The organism is Flavobacterium sp. 9R, from assembly GCF_902506345.1.
Lineage (GTDB): Bacteria > Bacteroidota > Bacteroidia > Flavobacteriales > Flavobacteriaceae > Flavobacterium.
Genome location: NZ_LR733413.1, coordinates 1,236,112 through 1,253,023, shown reverse-complemented (window position 1 = coordinate 1,253,023; position 16,912 = coordinate 1,236,112). Strand labels below are relative to the sequence as shown.

Here is a 16,912-nt window from a genome sequence, read left to right as displayed (position 1 = left end):
CTAACACTAAGGTTACCTAATTTTAAATTAGGCAAACTCAAAATAAATTAAGTATGCAATTAAGCAACGAAGAAGAAGACTACAGCTTGTCTTTATCCAAATTTGAGTCGATGTTGAAAACCAACAAAGTGTTCTTTTTTGACTCCGAGGAATTCGAAGAAATTATCCTTCATTACCTTGATATTGGAAAAGCTAACTTGGCAAAGAAAGCCTTAAAACTAGCATTGGACCAACATCCAAAATCTACTGGACTTAAACTAGTTCAAGTTGAAATGTTGGTGTACGATGACAAATTAGACCTTGCCGAAAAAATGCTCAACGAATTGTATGCAATTGAGCCCACAAACGAAGAAATATATATCCAAAAAGCCAATATTTGGTCCAAAAGAGACCAGCATGAAAAAGCTGTTGAACAACTCAAAATCGCTTTAAAATATACTGACGATTATGCAGATGTTTACAACTTAATCGGTATGGAGTATTTGTTTATGGACAATTTAGAATTAGCCAAACAAAGTTTCATACAATGTTTAGAAGAAGATATCGAAGACCAATCTGCTTTGTACAATGTAGTTTATTGCTTTGAATTTTTAGACCAAAATCAAGAAGCAATAGCTTATTTAATAAAATACATTGACAAAAATCCTTACAGCGAAATTGCATGGCATCAATTAGGCCGTTTGCATTATAGCGTTAAAGAATACGAAAATGCCATTCGAGCTTTTGATTATGCTACCCTAATCGACGAAGAGTTTTTAGGTGCTTTTATGGAAAAAGCAAAGGCTTTAGAGCGCTTGAAACAATACGAAGAAGCCATCATAAGCTACAGTCGAACTATAGAACTAGACGACGCTACTTCCTATGCTTTGCTTCGTATTGGAAAATGCCACGAAAAATTAGGTAATAAAGCATTGGCGCTTAAATTCTTTAACCAAACAGTACACGAAGACCCCCTTTTAGATAAAGGTTGGATAGCTATTACTGATTTTTATATGCGTCAAAAAAACTTCCAAAAAGCGCTGTTTTTTGTAAATAAAGCTTTGGCAATTGACAATCAAAATCGTTTGTACTGGAAACGCTATGCCACTATCAATAAACAAATGAACTTCTATGAAGAAGCAGAATTTGGATACCGTAAAGCAGTTGAATATGGTGACTATCAATTAGATACTTGGTTGTTTTGGGTTGATATTTTACAATTTTTAGGAGAGTTTGATACTGCGATACAAACTTTACTACAAGCAGCAGAATTTTTCCCTGATGAAAATGAAGTCGAATATCGATTAGCTGGTTTATACATAATGATACAAGAGGAAACCAAAGGAAAATTGCACCTAAGTAATGCTTTGCGACTCAATTTTGATAATTATATTTTAATAGAAGACTTATTCCCAGTTGTTTGGAACCGAAAAATGGTTCAAAACTATATTGCAAAACATAAAAAATAATAATGATTGATTCACTTAAAATGCGTTTTGGATTACTCGGACGCAATATTAGCTATTCGTTTTCTAAAGGTCATTTTACAGAAAAATTCAAAGACCCTATTTTTGAGGGCTATACTTATGAAAATTTTGACATCCAAGACATCAATTATTTTACCGAATTAATCAAAAACAATCCCGATTTAAAAGGGTTGAACGTTACTATTCCTTACAAAGAAGCGATATTGCCTTTTTTGGATAAATTATCAAAAAAAGCTACTTCAATTGGAGCAGTGAACACTATAAAATTCACAAAAAAAGGAAAACTAAAAGGATATAATACCGACTATTACGGATTCAAAAAATCATTAGAACCACTTTTACAACCCCATCACACAAAAGCGCTGATTTTGGGTACAGGCGGCGCAGCAAAAGGCGTTGCTTTTGCCTTAGATGAATTAGGAATTTTGTATACTTTTGTTTCTAGAGAAAACAAAGAAAAAACCATTCGTTACGATTTATTGAATGAAACCGTGTTTGAAAACCACACGATTATCATCAACACAACTCCACTAGGAACAAGCCCTAATACAGATAATTTTCCTGATATTCCCTATGCATTCTTTACCGAAAAACATATTGCATATGATTTGATTTATAATCCAGCAGAAACTGTTTTTCTAAAGAAAGCCAAAAAACGTGGAGCACAAACCAAAAATGGATTAGAAATGCTTATTCTACAAGCCGAAAAAGCTTGGCGAATTTGGAATAAATAAAATCTTCCATTCTTCATAACAAAACATCAAGTGAATTCATTTGGTGTTTTTTTTTATTTTATAAAAAAATTTCCATAAAAACATTCAAAAAATCAACACAACCATCTAACAATCAATATATTTACTAAATTAGCTTAACATAAATTCATCTTTTTATGAGAAAGCTGTTGCTACTTTTGTGTTTTATACTATCCCATTGGGGAATTGTAAATGCTCAAGACAAGAAAACGATTCGAAGTGAACAAAACCCTTTTTCTGAAGCGAGGTTTACTTATTTTAAAGAAACTATCGTTTTGTTTAATGAGTATTTAGATACGAAAAATGGATCATTTAATACCACCAACTTTAGGATTTTAAAGCCCATTGGAAATCGCGCTTGGACTATTCGTTTTGATGCTCCTTTGATCTCTACGAATTCAAATACTATCAATAAGTCTGGACTTGGCGACCTCAGTTTAGCCACTTCATTTATACCCTATTTAACAAAAAAATCAGGTATAGCAACCCGATTAAAAATTACTTCAAATTCTGCCAACAACCCTAACTTTGGTTCGGGAAAATGGGTGATTTCACCAGCCGTTTTTTATGGAACCTACATCGATACTAACAAAAAGCTGTTGTTGATTTCAGATTTAGAGTATCAATTTAGCTTTGCAGGTTCAAAAAATAGAGCTGATATTCGAACAACTGTACTTGAGAGTACTTTAGTCTATTCTTTTGCCAAAAACTGGATCAGTTCAAACGTTGCTTTTCGTTATAACGAAACAAGACAAGGTTTTCAAAATAGTGCATTTGTAGAATTCGGCAGAAAACTTACACCTGATTCTTTATTTTATATTCATCCAAGTGTAGCCTTTGGAGGTCAAAAATCTTATAATTACGGAATAGAACTTGGAGTCGTTATTTTATACTAAAGTAATTTTCAATAAAAATATCACAAAAAGAGATACTTTTTTTAAAGGATAATCGCTATAAACTAAGGAAAAATTTTGCAATTAGCCAATCCTTTAGTACCTTTCGCATTCTTAAAAATTAACCTTAAACATTTCATAAAATGTTAGAAGAAAAGCATGATAACCTGCCCGATGCAGATGGAAGCCAATTATCAGAATCTATTGATAACCAAAACACTATTGAAAATCCTATTGATAGTGATTCAATTCCTGCATCAAGTTCAGAAGATTCCAATACTGAGAATCAAACTATTTTGGATGCCATTGCTAATACCAATGCAGAAGAAAGCGAAGATGAAACGCTAAAAGAGCGTCACGATATTCCTTTGCTAGATTATGAAGCATTGGATATGGAAACGCTTGTGAATGAACTAAAACAATTAGTCACTACTGAAAAAGTAATGTCTATTAAAGAACATGTTGAGGAAATAAAAAAAGCGTTCTTGGCTAAATATCATCATCTTTTAGAAGAGAAAAAAGAAGAATTCCAAGCAGAAAATACAGATCCAAACGAAACTTTTGAATATCATTTCCCTTTAAAAAGCAAGTTTGATCAGTATTACACCCTCTATAAAGAAAATAAAAACACTCATTTTAAGAGTCTTCAAACCAGTTTAAAAGGCAACCTAGAAACAAGATTAGCCATAGTTGAAGAATTGAGAAATTTAATTGATCCTCAAGCCAATATCAAAGACACCCTAAAACATTTTAACGACTTGAGAGAGCGTTGGAAAAATGCAGGGCCAATTCCTAAAGACAAATACAATCACGTTTGGAACAATTACCATTTTCACGTAGAAAACTTTTATGATTATTTGCATTTAGATCGTGAAGCAAGAGATATTGATTTTAAACATAATCTTGATTTAAAACTCAAAATAATTGCAAGAGTAGAAGAATTGATTCACGAAGAAGATGTAAACAAAGCCTTCCGCGAATTGCAAGATTTACACAAAATCTGGAAAGAAGATATTGGACCTGTTTCTAAAGAACACCGTGATGAAATCTGGAATAAGTTTAGTGAATTAACTAAACAAATGCATGACAAGCGCGAAAAATTGTTCGAAAAACAAAGAGGCTCAGAGCTAGAAAACTTAGCAGCAAAAAAAGAAATCATTGCAAAAATCGAACATTTAGCTACAGAAAAAGTTAATGCTCACGCTCAATGGTTGACGCAAATAGAAAAAGTAGAAGCTTTAAGAAATGCTTTTTTTAGCGCTGGAAAAGTCCCTTCAGATGTAAATGAAGCTACTTGGGCCGCATTTAAAACAGCGGTTAGAAATTTTAATAGCTTCAAAAATTCATTCTACAAAGACATCAAAAAAGACCAAACGGAAAATCTTAACAAGAAAATAGCCTTAGTTGCCAAAGCAAAAGAGCTACAAGAAAGTGAAGATTTTGCAACCACTACTCCGATAATGAAACAAATTCAGGAGGAATGGAAACAAATTGGTCATGTTCCAAGAAAATATTCTGATAAAATTTGGAATGAATTCAAAGAAGCTTGCAATCATTATTTTGCTAAACTAAAAGAGCAACGTAATGAGGAAAACTCCGAAGAAATGGCCGCTTTTGAAAACAAAAAAGCGTATCTAGAGATTATAAAAGAATTCCAGCTTGTTGGAGATCACAAAACGGATTTAGATGCTATAAAAAAACACATCGAAACATGGAAAAACTTTGGTAAAGTTCCTTTTCCAAGAAGACATATCGAAGGCAAATTCAATAAAATTTTAGATGCCTTATTCGACAAGTTGAGCCTTAGCAAAAAGGAGACCGATATGATGCGTTTTTCTAACCGTATGGAAAACTTATCCGAAAGTAATGATGTACGTAAACTAGATAACGAGAAGATATTCTTAATGCGTAAAATTGAAGAAGTTCAAAACGAAATTTTTCAATTAGAAAACAACATTCAATTTTTCACCAATACCAAGAATGCTAAGAAAGAGAATTCAATAGTGCTTGAGGTTAGAAAAAATATTGCTATTCATAAAGAAAGTTTAGAAGTTTGGAAAGAAAAACTACATCAGCTGCGAAACTTAAATTTAGAACAATAAAAAAAATCACATCCCCAATCTAATAGACTGAACCCAAAAGTTTGGACAAATTTATAATTAATTTTGATAATGATGAGCTCGATATTTAGTCGGGCTCATTTTGTTTAAATTGGACTTGGTTCTGTCGTTATTGTAATAGTTTATATATTCTTTGATTTCCATTTTTAATTGCTTTATTGAGGTGTATTTTTTTAGATAAAACAATTCTGATTTTAATATTCCGAAGAAGTTTTCAATAATTGCANATTTAGAGAAGTTGCAGTAGCTGTAGTTTCATTATTATCCCAAAGGAAAGTATAGTCTCCGTTTCCACCAGTAGGAGTTACTGTGGCTTGCGCATTGCTATCACCAAAACATTTAGCAGGAGCTACTTGCACCACGCTGCAGGCGAATACATCAGGTTGTGTGATGGTTACCGAACAAGTAGTTTGACACCCTTTGCTATCGGTTACTGTTACCGTGTGTACTCCAGCATTTAAAGAAGTGGCTGTAGCGGTAGTTTCATTATTATCCCAAAGGTAAGTATACCCACCATTTCCACCAGTAGGGGTAACGGTAGCTTTACCATCAGAAAGACCATTTGCAGTAACGGCAGTATCTTGAACAACGGAACAAGCAATAGCTGCTTCAGGTTGCGTAATGGTTACCGAACAAGTAGTTTTGTACCCTAATTTATCAGTTACTGTTACTGTGTGTAGTCCAGCATTTAGAGAAGTTGCAGTAGCTGTAGTTTCATTATTATCCCAAAGGAAAGTGTAGTCTCCGTTTCCACCAGTAGGTGTTACTGTGGCTTGCGCATTGCTATCACCAAAACATTTAGCAGGAGCTACTTGCACCACGCTGCAGGCGAATACATCAGGTTGTGTGATGGTTACCGAACAAGTAGTTTGACACCCTTTGCTATCGGTTACTGTTACCGTGTGTACTCCAGCATTTAATGAAGTTGCAGTAGCGGTAGTTTCATTATTATCCCAAAGGAAAGTATACCCACCATTTCCACCAGTAGGCGTAACGGTAGCTTTACCATCAGAAAGACCATTTGCAGTAACGGCAGTATCTTGAACAACGGAACAAGCAATAGCCGCTTCAGGTTGTGTAATGGTTACAGAATTAGATTGAGAAGAACAAGAATCACTAACCGTTACGGTATAAGTTCCTGCTGGCAAATTGTTTACCGAAGCAGTAGAACCAACTACTGTATTAGAAGCGTTTTTCCAAGAATAGGTTACCGTTCCCACAGCGCCAGTTACAGTTCCCGCAGTTACAGAACCTGTGCTAGCTCCAAAACAAGAAGCATCCGTTTTAGAAGAAGCTGCTAAAGCTAAAGCTGCTGCAGGTTGTCCAATAGTTACTGAATTAGATTGAGAAGAACAAGAATCACTAACCGTTACAGTATAAGTTCCAGCTGGCAAATTGTTTACCGAAGCAGTAGAATCAACTACTGTATTAGAAGCGTTTTTCCAAGAATAGGTTACCGTTCCCACGGCACCAGTTACAGCACCTGCAGTTACAGAACCAGTACTTGCTCCAAAACAAGAAGCATCTGTTTTAGAAGAAGCACCCAAAGCCAATGCCGCTTCAGGTTGTCCAACAGTTACAGAATTAGATTGAGAAGAACAAGAATCACTAACCGTAACAGTATAAGTTCCTGCTGGAAGATTATTTACTGAAGCAGTTGAACCAACTACTGTATTCGAAGCGTTTTTCCAAGAATAGGTTACCGTTCCCACAGCTCCAGTTACAGCACCTGCAGTTACAGAACCAGTGCTGGCTCCAAAGCAAGAAGCATCGGTTTTAGAAGAGGTAGCTAAAGCCAATGCCGCTGCTGGTTGTCCAACAGTTACCGAATTAGATTGAGAAGAACAAGAATCAGTTACAGTTACAGTATAAGTTCCAGCTGGAAGATTATTAACCGAAGCAGTTGAACCAACTACTGTATTGGAAGCGTTTTTCCAAGAATAGGTTACAGTTCCCACGGCACCAATCACAGCACCCGCAGTTACAGAACCTGTGCTAGCTCCAAAGCAAGAAGCATCTGTTTTAGAAGAGGTAGCTAAAGCTAAAGCCGCTGCTGGTTGTCCAACAGTTACTGAATTAGATTGAGAAGAACAAGAATCAGTTACAGTTACAGTATAAGTTCCAGTTGGAAGATTATTAACCGAAGCAGTAGAACCAACTACTGTATTGGAAGCGTTTTTCCAAGAATAGGTTACAGTTCCCACAGAACCAGTCACAGCACCCGCAGTTACAGAACCAGTGCTTGCTCCAAAACAAGAAGCATCGGTTTTAGAAGAAGCTGCCAAAGCCAAAGCAGCTGTTGGTTGGGTGATTGATACCGATAAAACAGCTGTACTACAACCGTTTTTATCAGTAGCTATTACCGTATATGTTCCAGAACTTAGTCCAGTTAGGTTTTGAGTAGTGGCATATGAATTTCCATCTTTTTTCCAATCATAAGTGTATGGAGCAGTCCCTCCAGTAGGATTATTTAATGTTATTGCTCCAGTAGAAGTACCAAAACAGCTTACATTTGTTTGGGAAGCTAATGTAATAATTGGACAAGGTATATTTGTTGCGGATGTTGAAATGTTTAAAGTTGAGTTTTGACAATTAGTATTTCGATAACTTAGAGATGAAGAACTCACAGTTTTACTTCCGCATACATTTGCTTTTGGTGTAAGTTCATATTTTAGGGTGATTGTCTCAACATTCAAAAAGTCGATGTTCCATGAAATCGATTGACCTGAGACAGATGCTGTTCCCTTTGAAGGTGTAACAGCTCCTATTATAAAATCATTACTAACTGACTCTGTTGCAAATGGGGTTCCAGCAATTTGTTGTGCGATCCAAGAAAGTTGAGTAGATATTTGGTTATAAATTCCAGTTAGGTTCGCTGCGTTTTCTGTAAAAAAAGCACCAGCAGTTTGAATATTATTTAAAGTATATTGCGCGTTAGTTTGATCTGTTCCTGATATTGCACCAAATAAACCAACGGCAAAAATTTGATTATTATAGGTTATTCCTGAAACAACTGTGGTTTTAGCATCGTTAGCTGCTGTAATAGCAGCTTGAATACAGGTCCCTTGCTGACCTCCTGTACAATTACTTCCATTAGCAACATTTTGGTTTGCAACACCATCGGTTAGTAGTACAATACTTCTTGATGTAATACAATCAAAAGTACCTTTTGCAGTTAACTCTTGATCCGCTTTTCTAATACCATCTTCAATATTAGTTGATCCGTTAGCTACTAATGCATTAACATCATCAATTAAGGTTTGTTTGCCAGAAGCTAGTGTTAAAGTTCTTACTAACGAACCACTGCTACCATATTTTACTATTGCGATTTTATTTTTTCCAGTGGGATTATTTGCTGGTAAAAACACATTATTAATGAAACTTATAGCTGCATCCTTTGCATAATCTAGTGGTTCTGGTGTTGGACCATCATCCATACTTCCTGAAACATCTATTACTAGAACAACTTCATTTGGCCTTGCAACTGGATTAGAACCTTGCAATTTTAACTCAACATCAATTTTACCACATACTCCAGGTCTTACAGTAACCGTTTTTGTTGGTGTAATTGTTTGTGAGTTTACAAATCCAGCCATTAAAAGAAAAACAATTAATAAAATTGTTTTTTTAATTTCTTTTATAAATTGGTTAGGGTATAGTTGTCTTTTCATCTTAAACTATTTAATAGTGTTATTTTGGTATGAAATGATGTGTAGTTTTTTACTCTTGGTTAGGATCACTAACTAGCGTATGAAGAATAGTTGATACAGAATAGCTTGAACAATCATTAGATGTTGCAATTATTTGAGTGCAATTCCATTTATTGAAGGGAGTGCCAGAGGGTAATCCAATTTTAGCTAAAAAAGATTTTGTCTCTCCCGGATTTAAACTTAACTCGGTTATAGGATTTGAATCTAGATCCGTAAAAAAAATGGTTAAATTCACATTGCCAGAAGTGGAGCTTCCATCATTATTCGAACAAGAAGCATTGATATTTACAGCTTTCAAAGTATAATTGGCACTATTAAAATTGTCATTTGTTAATTCCAATTTGTATTGTGTTCCTTCTGAAGTTATGCTTCTGGAGTTTCTGCTTTTTTCAACTTGTAATTTGGCCTTGCAAGAGCTTTGAGAATATGAAAAAGTAGTGCTTACTATAAGTAATGCAATAATTATTAAGTTCCTGCTTATAGTAAAGTTTAGTCGAGAAGTGATAATGGAATAGAATAACTGTATTTCGTTTGAAGTAGTTTTAAATTTCATTGCATATAATTTTAAGAAACAATTTATATTTTTATTAACTACCTCAAAATTAGATACAAAGAAAATATTCCCTTTTTTTTTTCTATCAATAACCTAAAAACTCGTTAAAAAGCATTTTTTTGTTATATTTTTTGGTTTATTTAACGCTTGTTAAATTTTACATATTTAAATTCCTACGTATAAATTCCTGTAATGAGTTAAAAATCTAGAATTCAGTATTTTGTCATCTTTTATTCTAAAAAGGGTATAGAATAATTCTGATTTTGTAATCAAGAGAAACACTAAACAATTGTTAATTTATATTTAGTTCAATTCAGACTAAAAAAATAAACGTAATTTAAGTGTCTGAAAAATAGATTTATAGGTAAAAATATAGGCCTGTATCTAAAAGTATTTGAACTAAAAAAACGGAAGCATTATGAAAAATTTAATCTTAGTTCGACACGCAAAATCAAGTTGGGAAACCCCCTTAAAAGATAGGGATAGACCTTTGTCTAAAAATGGGCTACAAGCGGCACATCTCGTATCTAGCTATGTTTCAAAGTATTTGCCTAAAACCTATTTGTTTTGGACAAGTGTGGCAGAACGAGCTTCTCAAACTGCTTTAATTTTTGCTCAAAATTTATCCTATCCTATCGAGAGTATTATTTACAAAGAGGAGCTGTATACTTTTGATGAAAACCAATTAGCTAAGGTGATTAAATCTTGTAAAAATGAATTTGATAGTGTAATTCTTTTTGGACATAATGGGGCAATTACAAATTTTGTTAATAAATTTGGAGACGTTTTTATTGAAAATGTTCCTACATCTGGGTTTGTCTCGCTACAATTTGATGTAGACGATTGGAGTGCCATAGAAAAAGGTAAAACTTTAAAAGTAATAGTTCCTAAAGATTTAAAATAAATTAAGTTTTGATACACAAATATATTGATAGAGAAAAGAGTTGGTTAGCTTTTAACGCCCGTGTTTTGCAAGAAGCAGCCGATGATTCGGTTCCTTTATTAGATAGGCTACGTTTTTTAGGTATTTTTTCAAACAATTTGGATGAATTTTTTAGAGTTCGCTTTGCAGCCATCCGCAGATTGAGTCTTTCTGGAATTTCAGGCGAGAAATATTTAGGAGGTGTTTCAGCTCAACAATTGGTTAAAGAAATTACTGAAATTGTAATTGAACATCAAGCCGAGAGTTTGAACATATTAAATGAAATTGAAAGCCAATTGCAAAAAGAAAATATCTACATCATCAACGAGAATGATTTAGATAAAGATCAGGAAAACTATCTAAAAGATTTTTTCATTCAAAGAGTAAGTCCTGAATTGGTGACTATTATTTTGAATGACTTAGCCGAATTTCCTTTGTTAAAAGACACTTTTGGTTACTTGGCAGTGAAATTGGTTATGAAAAAGGAGGAGGAAGTGCGCTATGCTGTTATCGAAATTCCAAAAACAATCAATCGATTTGTTGTATTACCTTCGAAAAATGAAAAGCAATATGTTATTCTGTTAGACGATGTCATCCGACAAAATTTAAGTAGCATTTTTAATATTTTCGACTATCAAAGCATATCAGCTCATATGATAAAAATTACAAGAGATGCCTCGTTAGACATCGATAGTGATTTGAGCAAAAGTATGATTGAAAAAATTGCTTTGAGTGTAAAAGACCGCCGAATTGGAGAGCCCGTTCGTTTTATTTACGACCAAGAAATAGAGGAGGATACGCTCAACTTCTTCTTGGATAAAATGCATATTGTTTCTACGGATAGTATCATTCCGGGTGGACGTTATCACAACCGAAGAGATTATATGGACTTTCCAAACTTGGGTCGTTTCGATTTATTGTATCAATCTAACGTTCCATTACCAATTCCTGGCTTGAGTCTAGAAGGGAGTATGTTGGATAAGATAAGCGAGAAAGATTATTTGTTGAATGCACCGTATCAATCGTTTTCTTATTTGACAAAGTTTTTGAGAGAAGCTGCATTGGATCCAAAAGTGCTTTCTATCAAAATAACTTTGTATCGTCTGGCGAAGAATTCACAGATTATAAGTTCTTTAATCAACGCTGCCAAAAATGGTAAAAAAGTAACAGTACAAATCGAATTGCAAGCTCGATTTGATGAAGCTTCCAATATTTCATATGCCGAACAAATGAAAACGGAAGGCATAGAATTGATTTTTGGAATCAAAGGTTTAAAGGTACATAGCAAAATCTGCGTGATTGAAAGACAAGAAAAAGACAAAATTAAACGTTACGGTTTTGTTTCTACCGGTAATTTTAATGAATCAACAGCCAAAGTTTATACAGATGTAACCCTTTTCACAAGCCATCAGCAGATTTTAAAAGACATCAATAAAATTTTTGATTTCTTCGATGTAAATTATAGAGTACATCGTTACAAGCATTTAATTGTTTCTCCACATTACACCCGAAGTAAGTTTGTGAAATTAATTGATCGTGAAATAACGCACGCTTTGGCAGGTAGAAAAACCTATATAAAATTAAAAATGAATAGTTTGTCTGACTTTGAAATGATTGATAAGTTATATCAAGCTAGCAAAGCGGGAGTCAAAATCCAATTAGAAGTTAGAGGTATTTGTTCATTGATTCCGGGGGTTCCTGGTTTAAGCGAAAACATTGAAGCAATTAGTATTGTTGATAATTATTTGGAACATTCTAGAGTGTATATTTTTGGAAATGCAGGAATTCCTGAAGTATACATTTCATCGGCAGATTTTATGAGAAGAAACCTAGATGCAAGGGTAGAGGTAACTTGTCCTATCTATGACCAAGATATAAAAAATGAATTGATAGATCATTTTGATTTGGGCTGGAAAGGTAATGTAAAAGCTCGTTATCATTCTGAAAATTTAGACAACAAGTACAAAGAAAGAAATGGTGAGCCACTTTTTAGAGCACAAATTGAGACTTATAAATATTATCAAAATAAACTTGAAGTAATTACTGAAGAAGCATAATGTATTGAATTGTGCTGTTATAAATGAATGAGTGAACATATGATTAAAATTAAAAAATATGCTGCTATTGATATCGGATCGAATGCGATGCGTTTGTTGATTGCTAATATTGTTGAACAAGAAGGAAAAGAAACACAATTCAGTAAGAGTTCCTTAGTGCGTGTTCCTATTCGTTTAGGGCAAGATGCTTTTACAGTTGGAGAAATTTCTCCAGAGAATATTGAAAGAATGTGCGATGCTATGAAGGCATTTAATCTTTTGATGAAGGTACACAAAGTAGAGTGTTACAAAGCTTTCGCTACTTCAGCTATGCGAGAAGCCTATAATGCCAAAGAAGTGGTGGCATTGATTAAGAAAAAAGCCGATATCAAAATAGAAATCATTGACGGTAAAAAAGAAGCGGCTATTATTGCTTCTACCGATTTGCATCATTTATTAAAAACAGATGAAACCTATTTATTTGTAGATGTAGGTGGTGGTAGTACCGAGTTTACATTATTTTCTCACGGCAAGATGATTAATTCTCGTTCTTTCAAAGCAGGTACTGTACGTTTACTGAACGAAATGGTACACGATGTCGTTTGGGAAGAAATCGAAAAATGGATTAGAACCAACACTGCCGATTATGATGAAGTTACTTTGATTGGTTCTGGTGGAAATATCAATAAGTTGTTTAAAATGTCTGGAAAACAACAAGATAAACCATTGTCTTATATATATATCAATTCGCAATATGCCTATTTGAGTTCCTTAACTTACGAACAACGAATTTCGCAATTGGGATTGAATTCAGACCGTGCCGACGTAATTGTACCTGCAACTCGCATTTATTTGAATGCTATGAAATGGAGTGGAGCCCGTCAAATTTATGTGCCAAAGATTGGACTTTCGGATGGTATTGTAAAAGCAATGTATTACGGAAAAATCTAAAAACTGAAGAAGCCAACTAAATAATTAGCTGGCTTCTTTTTTATGATTACAAGCATATACTTAGTAAAGGAAGCACTCTTTTTCTTTTACTTCTTCTAACAATTCCATCATAGCCAAATGAAAAGCACTACCACTACAAATAACACCAATTGCACCACCTATTGGATTGATGAATTCATTTCCTGTGAATTTTGAAATCGTTAAAACAAAGAAAAGAACAGTTAGTGAAAGAAATACAAACGGTTTTACGCATCAACGTGTAACCCAAAAGTAGAACACAACAAATCGATGGCGGGATTTATTTCTTTTAATCGATTATAACGGTCTTGGTCGTTTAGGTTTCTTTTGATTTCGATGCTTTCGTTCACAATTACATCAATAGTGATTTCGTGATTGTGCAAATGCCCTTTCAGATGACCTAAAAGTCCGTGTTTCTGACTTTCAAAATCCAATTTGGAACCTTCATTAGGTAATTCAATTGTAATTCTTGTGCCATCTAATTTTGGGTCGTTAATCAACAATAACGATTCCATAATTCTATAGCCTTTACTACCTAATTTTTGGGCATATTTTGTCCATTGCAACAACATTTCGGTTTCTGTAAATGCTTCTGTAGGGGTATGAACCACTTCTTTTACAATCGATTTGCTGCTTTCTTCAAGCGCTTTTTTGGCACGAATACTCGATAACGAAAATGCCGAAATTTTAGGCTTGTCTGTACTTAAAACAGGTGCTATAGGTGCTGCAATTGCTGGCTTTTCTACTGTAGCTTCTGTGTTTTGAGTTGTTTTAGTAACTGGTGGAGCAACTACTGGAATTTCAGGTGTAGTGGCAATAACAGGTTTAACTACTTCGGTTATCGAATAGTCATTCTTACGGAAATAAGTAGGCGGAATTATGAAAGACTCAGCTTTTTTTTTTCTCCATCAAAAGTGATAGAGGCCAATTGCATCAAACAAAGTTCGACTAGTAATCGCTGATTTTGACTGACTTTATATTTCAAATCACAGTCATTGGCAATTTCGATTCCTTTTAATAAGAAGTCGGCACTGCATTTTTGAGCTTGTACACCATAAAGTTGTTGCGCTTGTTCTCCCATTTCTAACAAACTTAGGGTAGAAGGAGTTTTTGCCACCAATAAATCTCTAAAGTGAGAAGCAAGACCCGATACAAAATGATGCGCATCAAAACCTTTGGATAAAATAGTGTTGAAAGCCAATAACAAATCAGGAATTTTATTCTCCAAAACCAAATCGGTAATATTGATGTAGGTTTCGTAGTCTAAAACATTTAGATTTTCGGTTACAGCCTGTCTTGTCAAATTCGAACCACAAAAAGAAACCACACGGTCAAAAATAGACAACGCATCACGCATTGCTCCATCTGCTTTTTGAGCAATAATGTGCAACGCATCATCTTCAAATTGAATCCCTTGACTTTCGGCAACATCAGCCAAGTGTTCTTTGGCGTCTTTTACCGTAATACGTTTGAAATCAAAAATCTGACAACGCGACAAAATCGTTGGAATGATTTTGTGTTTTTCTGTAGTAGCGAGAATAAAAATGGCGTGTTTTGGTGGCTCTTCTAATGTTTTCAAAAAAGCATTAAACGCCGCCGAAGACAACATATGCACCTCGTCGATGATGTACACTTTGTATTGTCCCGTTTGCGGAGGGATTCGAACTTGGTCAATCAAATTTCGAATATCGTCCACCGAGTTGTTCGAAGCCGCATCCAACTCAAATACATTGAACGCAAAATCTTCTTCAGGGTCATCATAACCGGGCTGGTTAATTTTACGCGCCAAAATTCTAGCACAAGTCGTTTTTCCCACACCACGAGGCCCCGTAAACAACAAAGCCGAAGCCAAATGGTTGTTTTCTATAGCATTCAGTAGCGTATTGGTAATCGCTTTTTGACCTACAACATCCTTAAATGTTTGCGGGCGATATTTACGTGCAGATACTATAAATTGTTCCATTGTTGTCCTATGATTCGAAAGCAAATATAGCTTTTTTGTTTATTTCTTGATGTTCAAAATGGTTTATTTGCCAAAAAATCTTTTCATTTTTTGAATATCCCATTGACAATCAAAAAAATAATGAAGTAAACGATTTACCAGCTGATTTTTCTTGCGCATTCTTTAATTTGAAGGATGATTAGGAGAAGCAATTTCCGTTTTCATTCGCGATTCGTCCTGCTCTCCGCTATATCTTTTTTAGTCCACAGGTTACAAAAACCTGTGAACTAAAAAAGGATGCCGCTGCGATCAGGGCTATTTAAGTACTTCTCTTTTTCATAACGCGTTTACAATCTATTTTAATAAACTAAAATTCAGAATTAAAACAACTAGTCGTGCATCAGCAAAGTAATTACCTCCTAGAAAATTGACTTTAACAAGGAAATCAAGTTTAAAAAAGTTACTTTTGCACCGCAGACCGCCTTATCGTCGTTCGCCTAGGCGAAGGGAGGAAAGTCCGGACACCACAGAGAAGCATAGCGGGTAACACCCGTCGGTTTGGTCTTTACGGACTAGATTAGGACAAGTGCAACAGAAAGTATGTACAGGTAATGCTGTAGTGAAACCAGGTAAACTCTATGCGGTGAAATATCAAGTATATCAGCATTTAAGGGCTTCTCGTTCGTTGCTGAAGGGTAGATAGCTTGAGCTTACAAGTAATTGTAAGTCTAGATAAATGATAAGGGTTTCGTTCTGAATTTTCGGGACGAAATACAGAATCCGGCTTATAGGTCTGCATTTTTTATTTTTTTAGATAAAAAATGAAAAAAAATCATTTTTTATCTTCATCAAAATCACATTTTTAATTTTCTATTTTAAATTCTAATCCAATATTCCGGACACTTTCAATGCTTATTCTTGAATCCTCTTTGAAATATTTCCGTATTTTACTGATGTAGACATCCATGCTTCTTCCCGAAAAAAAATCGTCGTTACCCCAAATCGTTTTCAAAATTTGCTCTCTTTTTACCATTTGATTTTTATGAGTATAGAAAAAATGGATAAGAGAAGCTTCCTTTTCAGTGAGTTGCTGTGTTATAGAATTATTTTTTAGACACAAACGTTTGGTATCGAATAAATATGTACCAATTTGTAACTCATCATCTATTTTTGGAAAATGATTTTGTTTGCTTCTTTTCAAAATATTGTTCAGTCGCAAAACAAGTTCATCAGCCTCAAAGGGTTTTACAATATAATCATCCGCACCCAATTTTAGTCCAATGATTTTGTCTTCTTTTAGCTTTCTTGCTGTTAGAAAAACAAATGGAACATCGGGATTGATTTTAATGATTTTTTCTGCAAGAGTAAATCCATCCATTTTTGGCATCATGACATCAAAAACACAAATGTCGAAGTTTTTGGTTTGAAAAATAGCTAATGCTTCTTCACCATTTTCGGTCCAAGTTATCTCAAATTGGTACAATTCTAAGTATTGTTTGAGAACGCCTGCAAAATCAGCATCATCTTCGGTTAAAAGTACTTTTTTCAA

General features: G+C 34.4%; 13 protein-coding genes, 1 other RNA gene and 1 pseudogene. 8 read left to right on the top strand and 7 right to left on the bottom strand.

Annotation, left to right across the window (positions count from 1 at the left end):
• The first annotated feature begins 53 nt into the window (after nt 1-53).
• The 4 genes from FLAVO9AF_RS05585 (at nt 54) to FLAVO9AF_RS05570 (ending at nt 5,213) form a co-directional block, all read left to right on the top strand.
• Nucleotides 54-1,448 (top strand): tetratricopeptide repeat protein, encoded by a 1,395-nt coding sequence (locus tag FLAVO9AF_RS05585; protein ID WP_159685523.1) that lies wholly within the window; start codon nt 54-56, stop codon nt 1,446-1,448.
• Between the two features lie 2 nt (nt 1,449-1,450).
• A complete protein-coding gene (locus FLAVO9AF_RS05580; RefSeq protein ID WP_159685520.1) occupies nt 1,451-2,200 on the top strand; it encodes a shikimate dehydrogenase in 750 nt (249 codons plus the stop codon).
• 155 nt (nt 2,201-2,355) lie between these two features.
• Nucleotides 2,356-3,114: a lipid A phosphoethanolamine transferase gene (locus FLAVO9AF_RS05575; RefSeq protein WP_159685518.1), complete on the top strand. Its 759-nt coding sequence runs from the start codon at nt 2,356-2,358 to the stop codon at nt 3,112-3,114.
• A gap of 140 nt (nt 3,115-3,254) precedes the next feature.
• Nucleotides 3,255-5,213, top strand: a complete 1,959-nt coding sequence (locus FLAVO9AF_RS05570; RefSeq protein ID WP_159685516.1) for a DUF349 domain-containing protein — start codon at nt 3,255-3,257, stop codon at nt 5,211-5,213.
• A gap of 57 nt (nt 5,214-5,270) precedes the next feature.
• Here FLAVO9AF_RS05570 and FLAVO9AF_RS15760 read toward each other — a convergent pair whose 3' ends face one another.
• The 3 genes from FLAVO9AF_RS15760 to FLAVO9AF_RS05555 all read right to left on the bottom strand — a co-directional run bounded on the left by FLAVO9AF_RS15760 (nt 5,271) and on the right by FLAVO9AF_RS05555 (nt 9,494).
• On the bottom strand, nt 5,271-5,450 hold the full coding sequence (locus FLAVO9AF_RS15760) for an IS3 family transposase (RefSeq protein WP_370516464.1): 180 nt from the start codon (nt 5,448-5,450) through the stop codon (nt 5,271-5,273).
• An 8-nt stretch (nt 5,451-5,458) separates the two neighbouring features.
• A partial coding sequence (locus FLAVO9AF_RS05560; RefSeq protein ID WP_236552281.1) for a VWA domain-containing protein occupies nt 5,459-8,902 on the bottom strand: 3,444 nt, incomplete at its 3' end.
• A gap of 49 nt (nt 8,903-8,951) precedes the next feature.
• Nucleotides 8,952-9,494: a hypothetical protein gene (locus FLAVO9AF_RS05555; protein WP_159685512.1), complete on the bottom strand. Its 543-nt coding sequence runs from the start codon at nt 9,492-9,494 to the stop codon at nt 8,952-8,954.
• 418 nt (nt 9,495-9,912) lie between these two features.
• On the opposite strand from FLAVO9AF_RS05555, the gene FLAVO9AF_RS05550 reads away from it, so the two are divergent.
• The 3 genes from FLAVO9AF_RS05550 to FLAVO9AF_RS05540 are packed head-to-tail and all read left to right on the top strand — an operon-like array spanning nt 9,913 to nt 13,403.
• Nucleotides 9,913-10,398, top strand: a complete 486-nt coding sequence (locus FLAVO9AF_RS05550) for a histidine phosphatase family protein (RefSeq protein ID WP_159685510.1) — start codon at nt 9,913-9,915, stop codon at nt 10,396-10,398.
• Between the two features lie 8 nt (nt 10,399-10,406).
• On the top strand, nt 10,407-12,473 hold the full coding sequence (gene ppk1, locus FLAVO9AF_RS05545) for a polyphosphate kinase 1 (protein ID WP_370516448.1): 2,067 nt from the start codon (nt 10,407-10,409) through the stop codon (nt 12,471-12,473).
• A gap of 39 nt (nt 12,474-12,512) precedes the next feature.
• On the top strand, nt 12,513-13,403 hold the full coding sequence (locus FLAVO9AF_RS05540) for a Ppx/GppA phosphatase family protein (RefSeq protein WP_159685508.1): 891 nt from the start codon (nt 12,513-12,515) through the stop codon (nt 13,401-13,403).
• 60 nt (nt 13,404-13,463) lie between these two features.
• Here the strand turns inward: FLAVO9AF_RS05540 and FLAVO9AF_RS15755 are convergent.
• The 3 genes and pseudogenes from FLAVO9AF_RS15755 to dnaX form a co-directional block, all read right to left on the bottom strand.
• Nucleotides 13,464-13,628, bottom strand: a pseudogene (locus FLAVO9AF_RS15755) (hypothetical protein); the annotation flags it as partial.
• 20 nt (nt 13,629-13,648) lie between these two features.
• Nucleotides 13,649-14,032 (bottom strand): DNA polymerase III, encoded by a 384-nt coding sequence (locus FLAVO9AF_RS05530; RefSeq protein ID WP_236552280.1) that lies wholly within the window; start codon nt 14,030-14,032, stop codon nt 13,649-13,651.
• A 266-nt stretch (nt 14,033-14,298) separates the two neighbouring features.
• Nucleotides 14,299-15,384, bottom strand: a complete 1,086-nt coding sequence (gene dnaX / locus FLAVO9AF_RS05525) for a DNA polymerase III subunit gamma/tau (RefSeq protein ID WP_159685506.1) — start codon at nt 15,382-15,384, stop codon at nt 14,299-14,301.
• A 449-nt stretch (nt 15,385-15,833) separates the two neighbouring features.
• Between dnaX and rnpB the strand changes: the two genes are divergently transcribed.
• An RNA gene (rnpB, locus tag FLAVO9AF_RS05520) (RNase P RNA component class A) lies at nt 15,834-16,167 on the top strand.
• A 58-nt stretch (nt 16,168-16,225) separates the two neighbouring features.
• On the opposite strand, the gene FLAVO9AF_RS05515 is transcribed toward rnpB, so the two are convergent.
• Nucleotides 16,226-16,912 carry a response regulator transcription factor gene (locus FLAVO9AF_RS05515; RefSeq protein ID WP_159685504.1) on the bottom strand — a complete coding sequence of 229 codons (687 nt, stop codon included), beginning with the start codon at nt 16,910-16,912 and terminating at the stop codon, nt 16,226-16,228.

Bases quoted from the DNA above. Each gene is read 5' to 3' on its own strand.
- FLAVO9AF_RS05585 (WP_159685523.1), top strand. From the start codon at position 54: ATGCAATTAAGCAACGAAGAAGAAGACTACAGCTTGTCTTTATCCAAA.
- FLAVO9AF_RS05580 (WP_159685520.1), top strand. From the start codon at position 1,451: ATGATTGATTCACTTAAAATGCGTTTTGGATTACTCGGACGCAATATT.
- FLAVO9AF_RS05575 (WP_159685518.1), top strand. From the start codon at position 2,356: ATGAGAAAGCTGTTGCTACTTTTGTGTTTTATACTATCCCATTGGGGA.
- FLAVO9AF_RS05570 (WP_159685516.1), top strand. From the start codon at position 3,255: ATGTTAGAAGAAAAGCATGATAACCTGCCCGATGCAGATGGAAGCCAA.
- FLAVO9AF_RS05555 (WP_159685512.1), bottom strand. From the start codon at position 9,494: ATGAAATTTAAAACTACTTCAAACGAAATACAGTTATTCTATTCCATT.
- FLAVO9AF_RS05550 (WP_159685510.1), top strand. From the start codon at position 9,913: ATGAAAAATTTAATCTTAGTTCGACACGCAAAATCAAGTTGGGAAACC.
- FLAVO9AF_RS05540 (WP_159685508.1), top strand. From the start codon at position 12,513: ATGATTAAAATTAAAAAATATGCTGCTATTGATATCGGATCGAATGCG.
- dnaX (WP_159685506.1), bottom strand. From the start codon at position 15,384: ATGGAACAATTTATAGTATCTGCACGTAAATATCGCCCGCAAACATTT.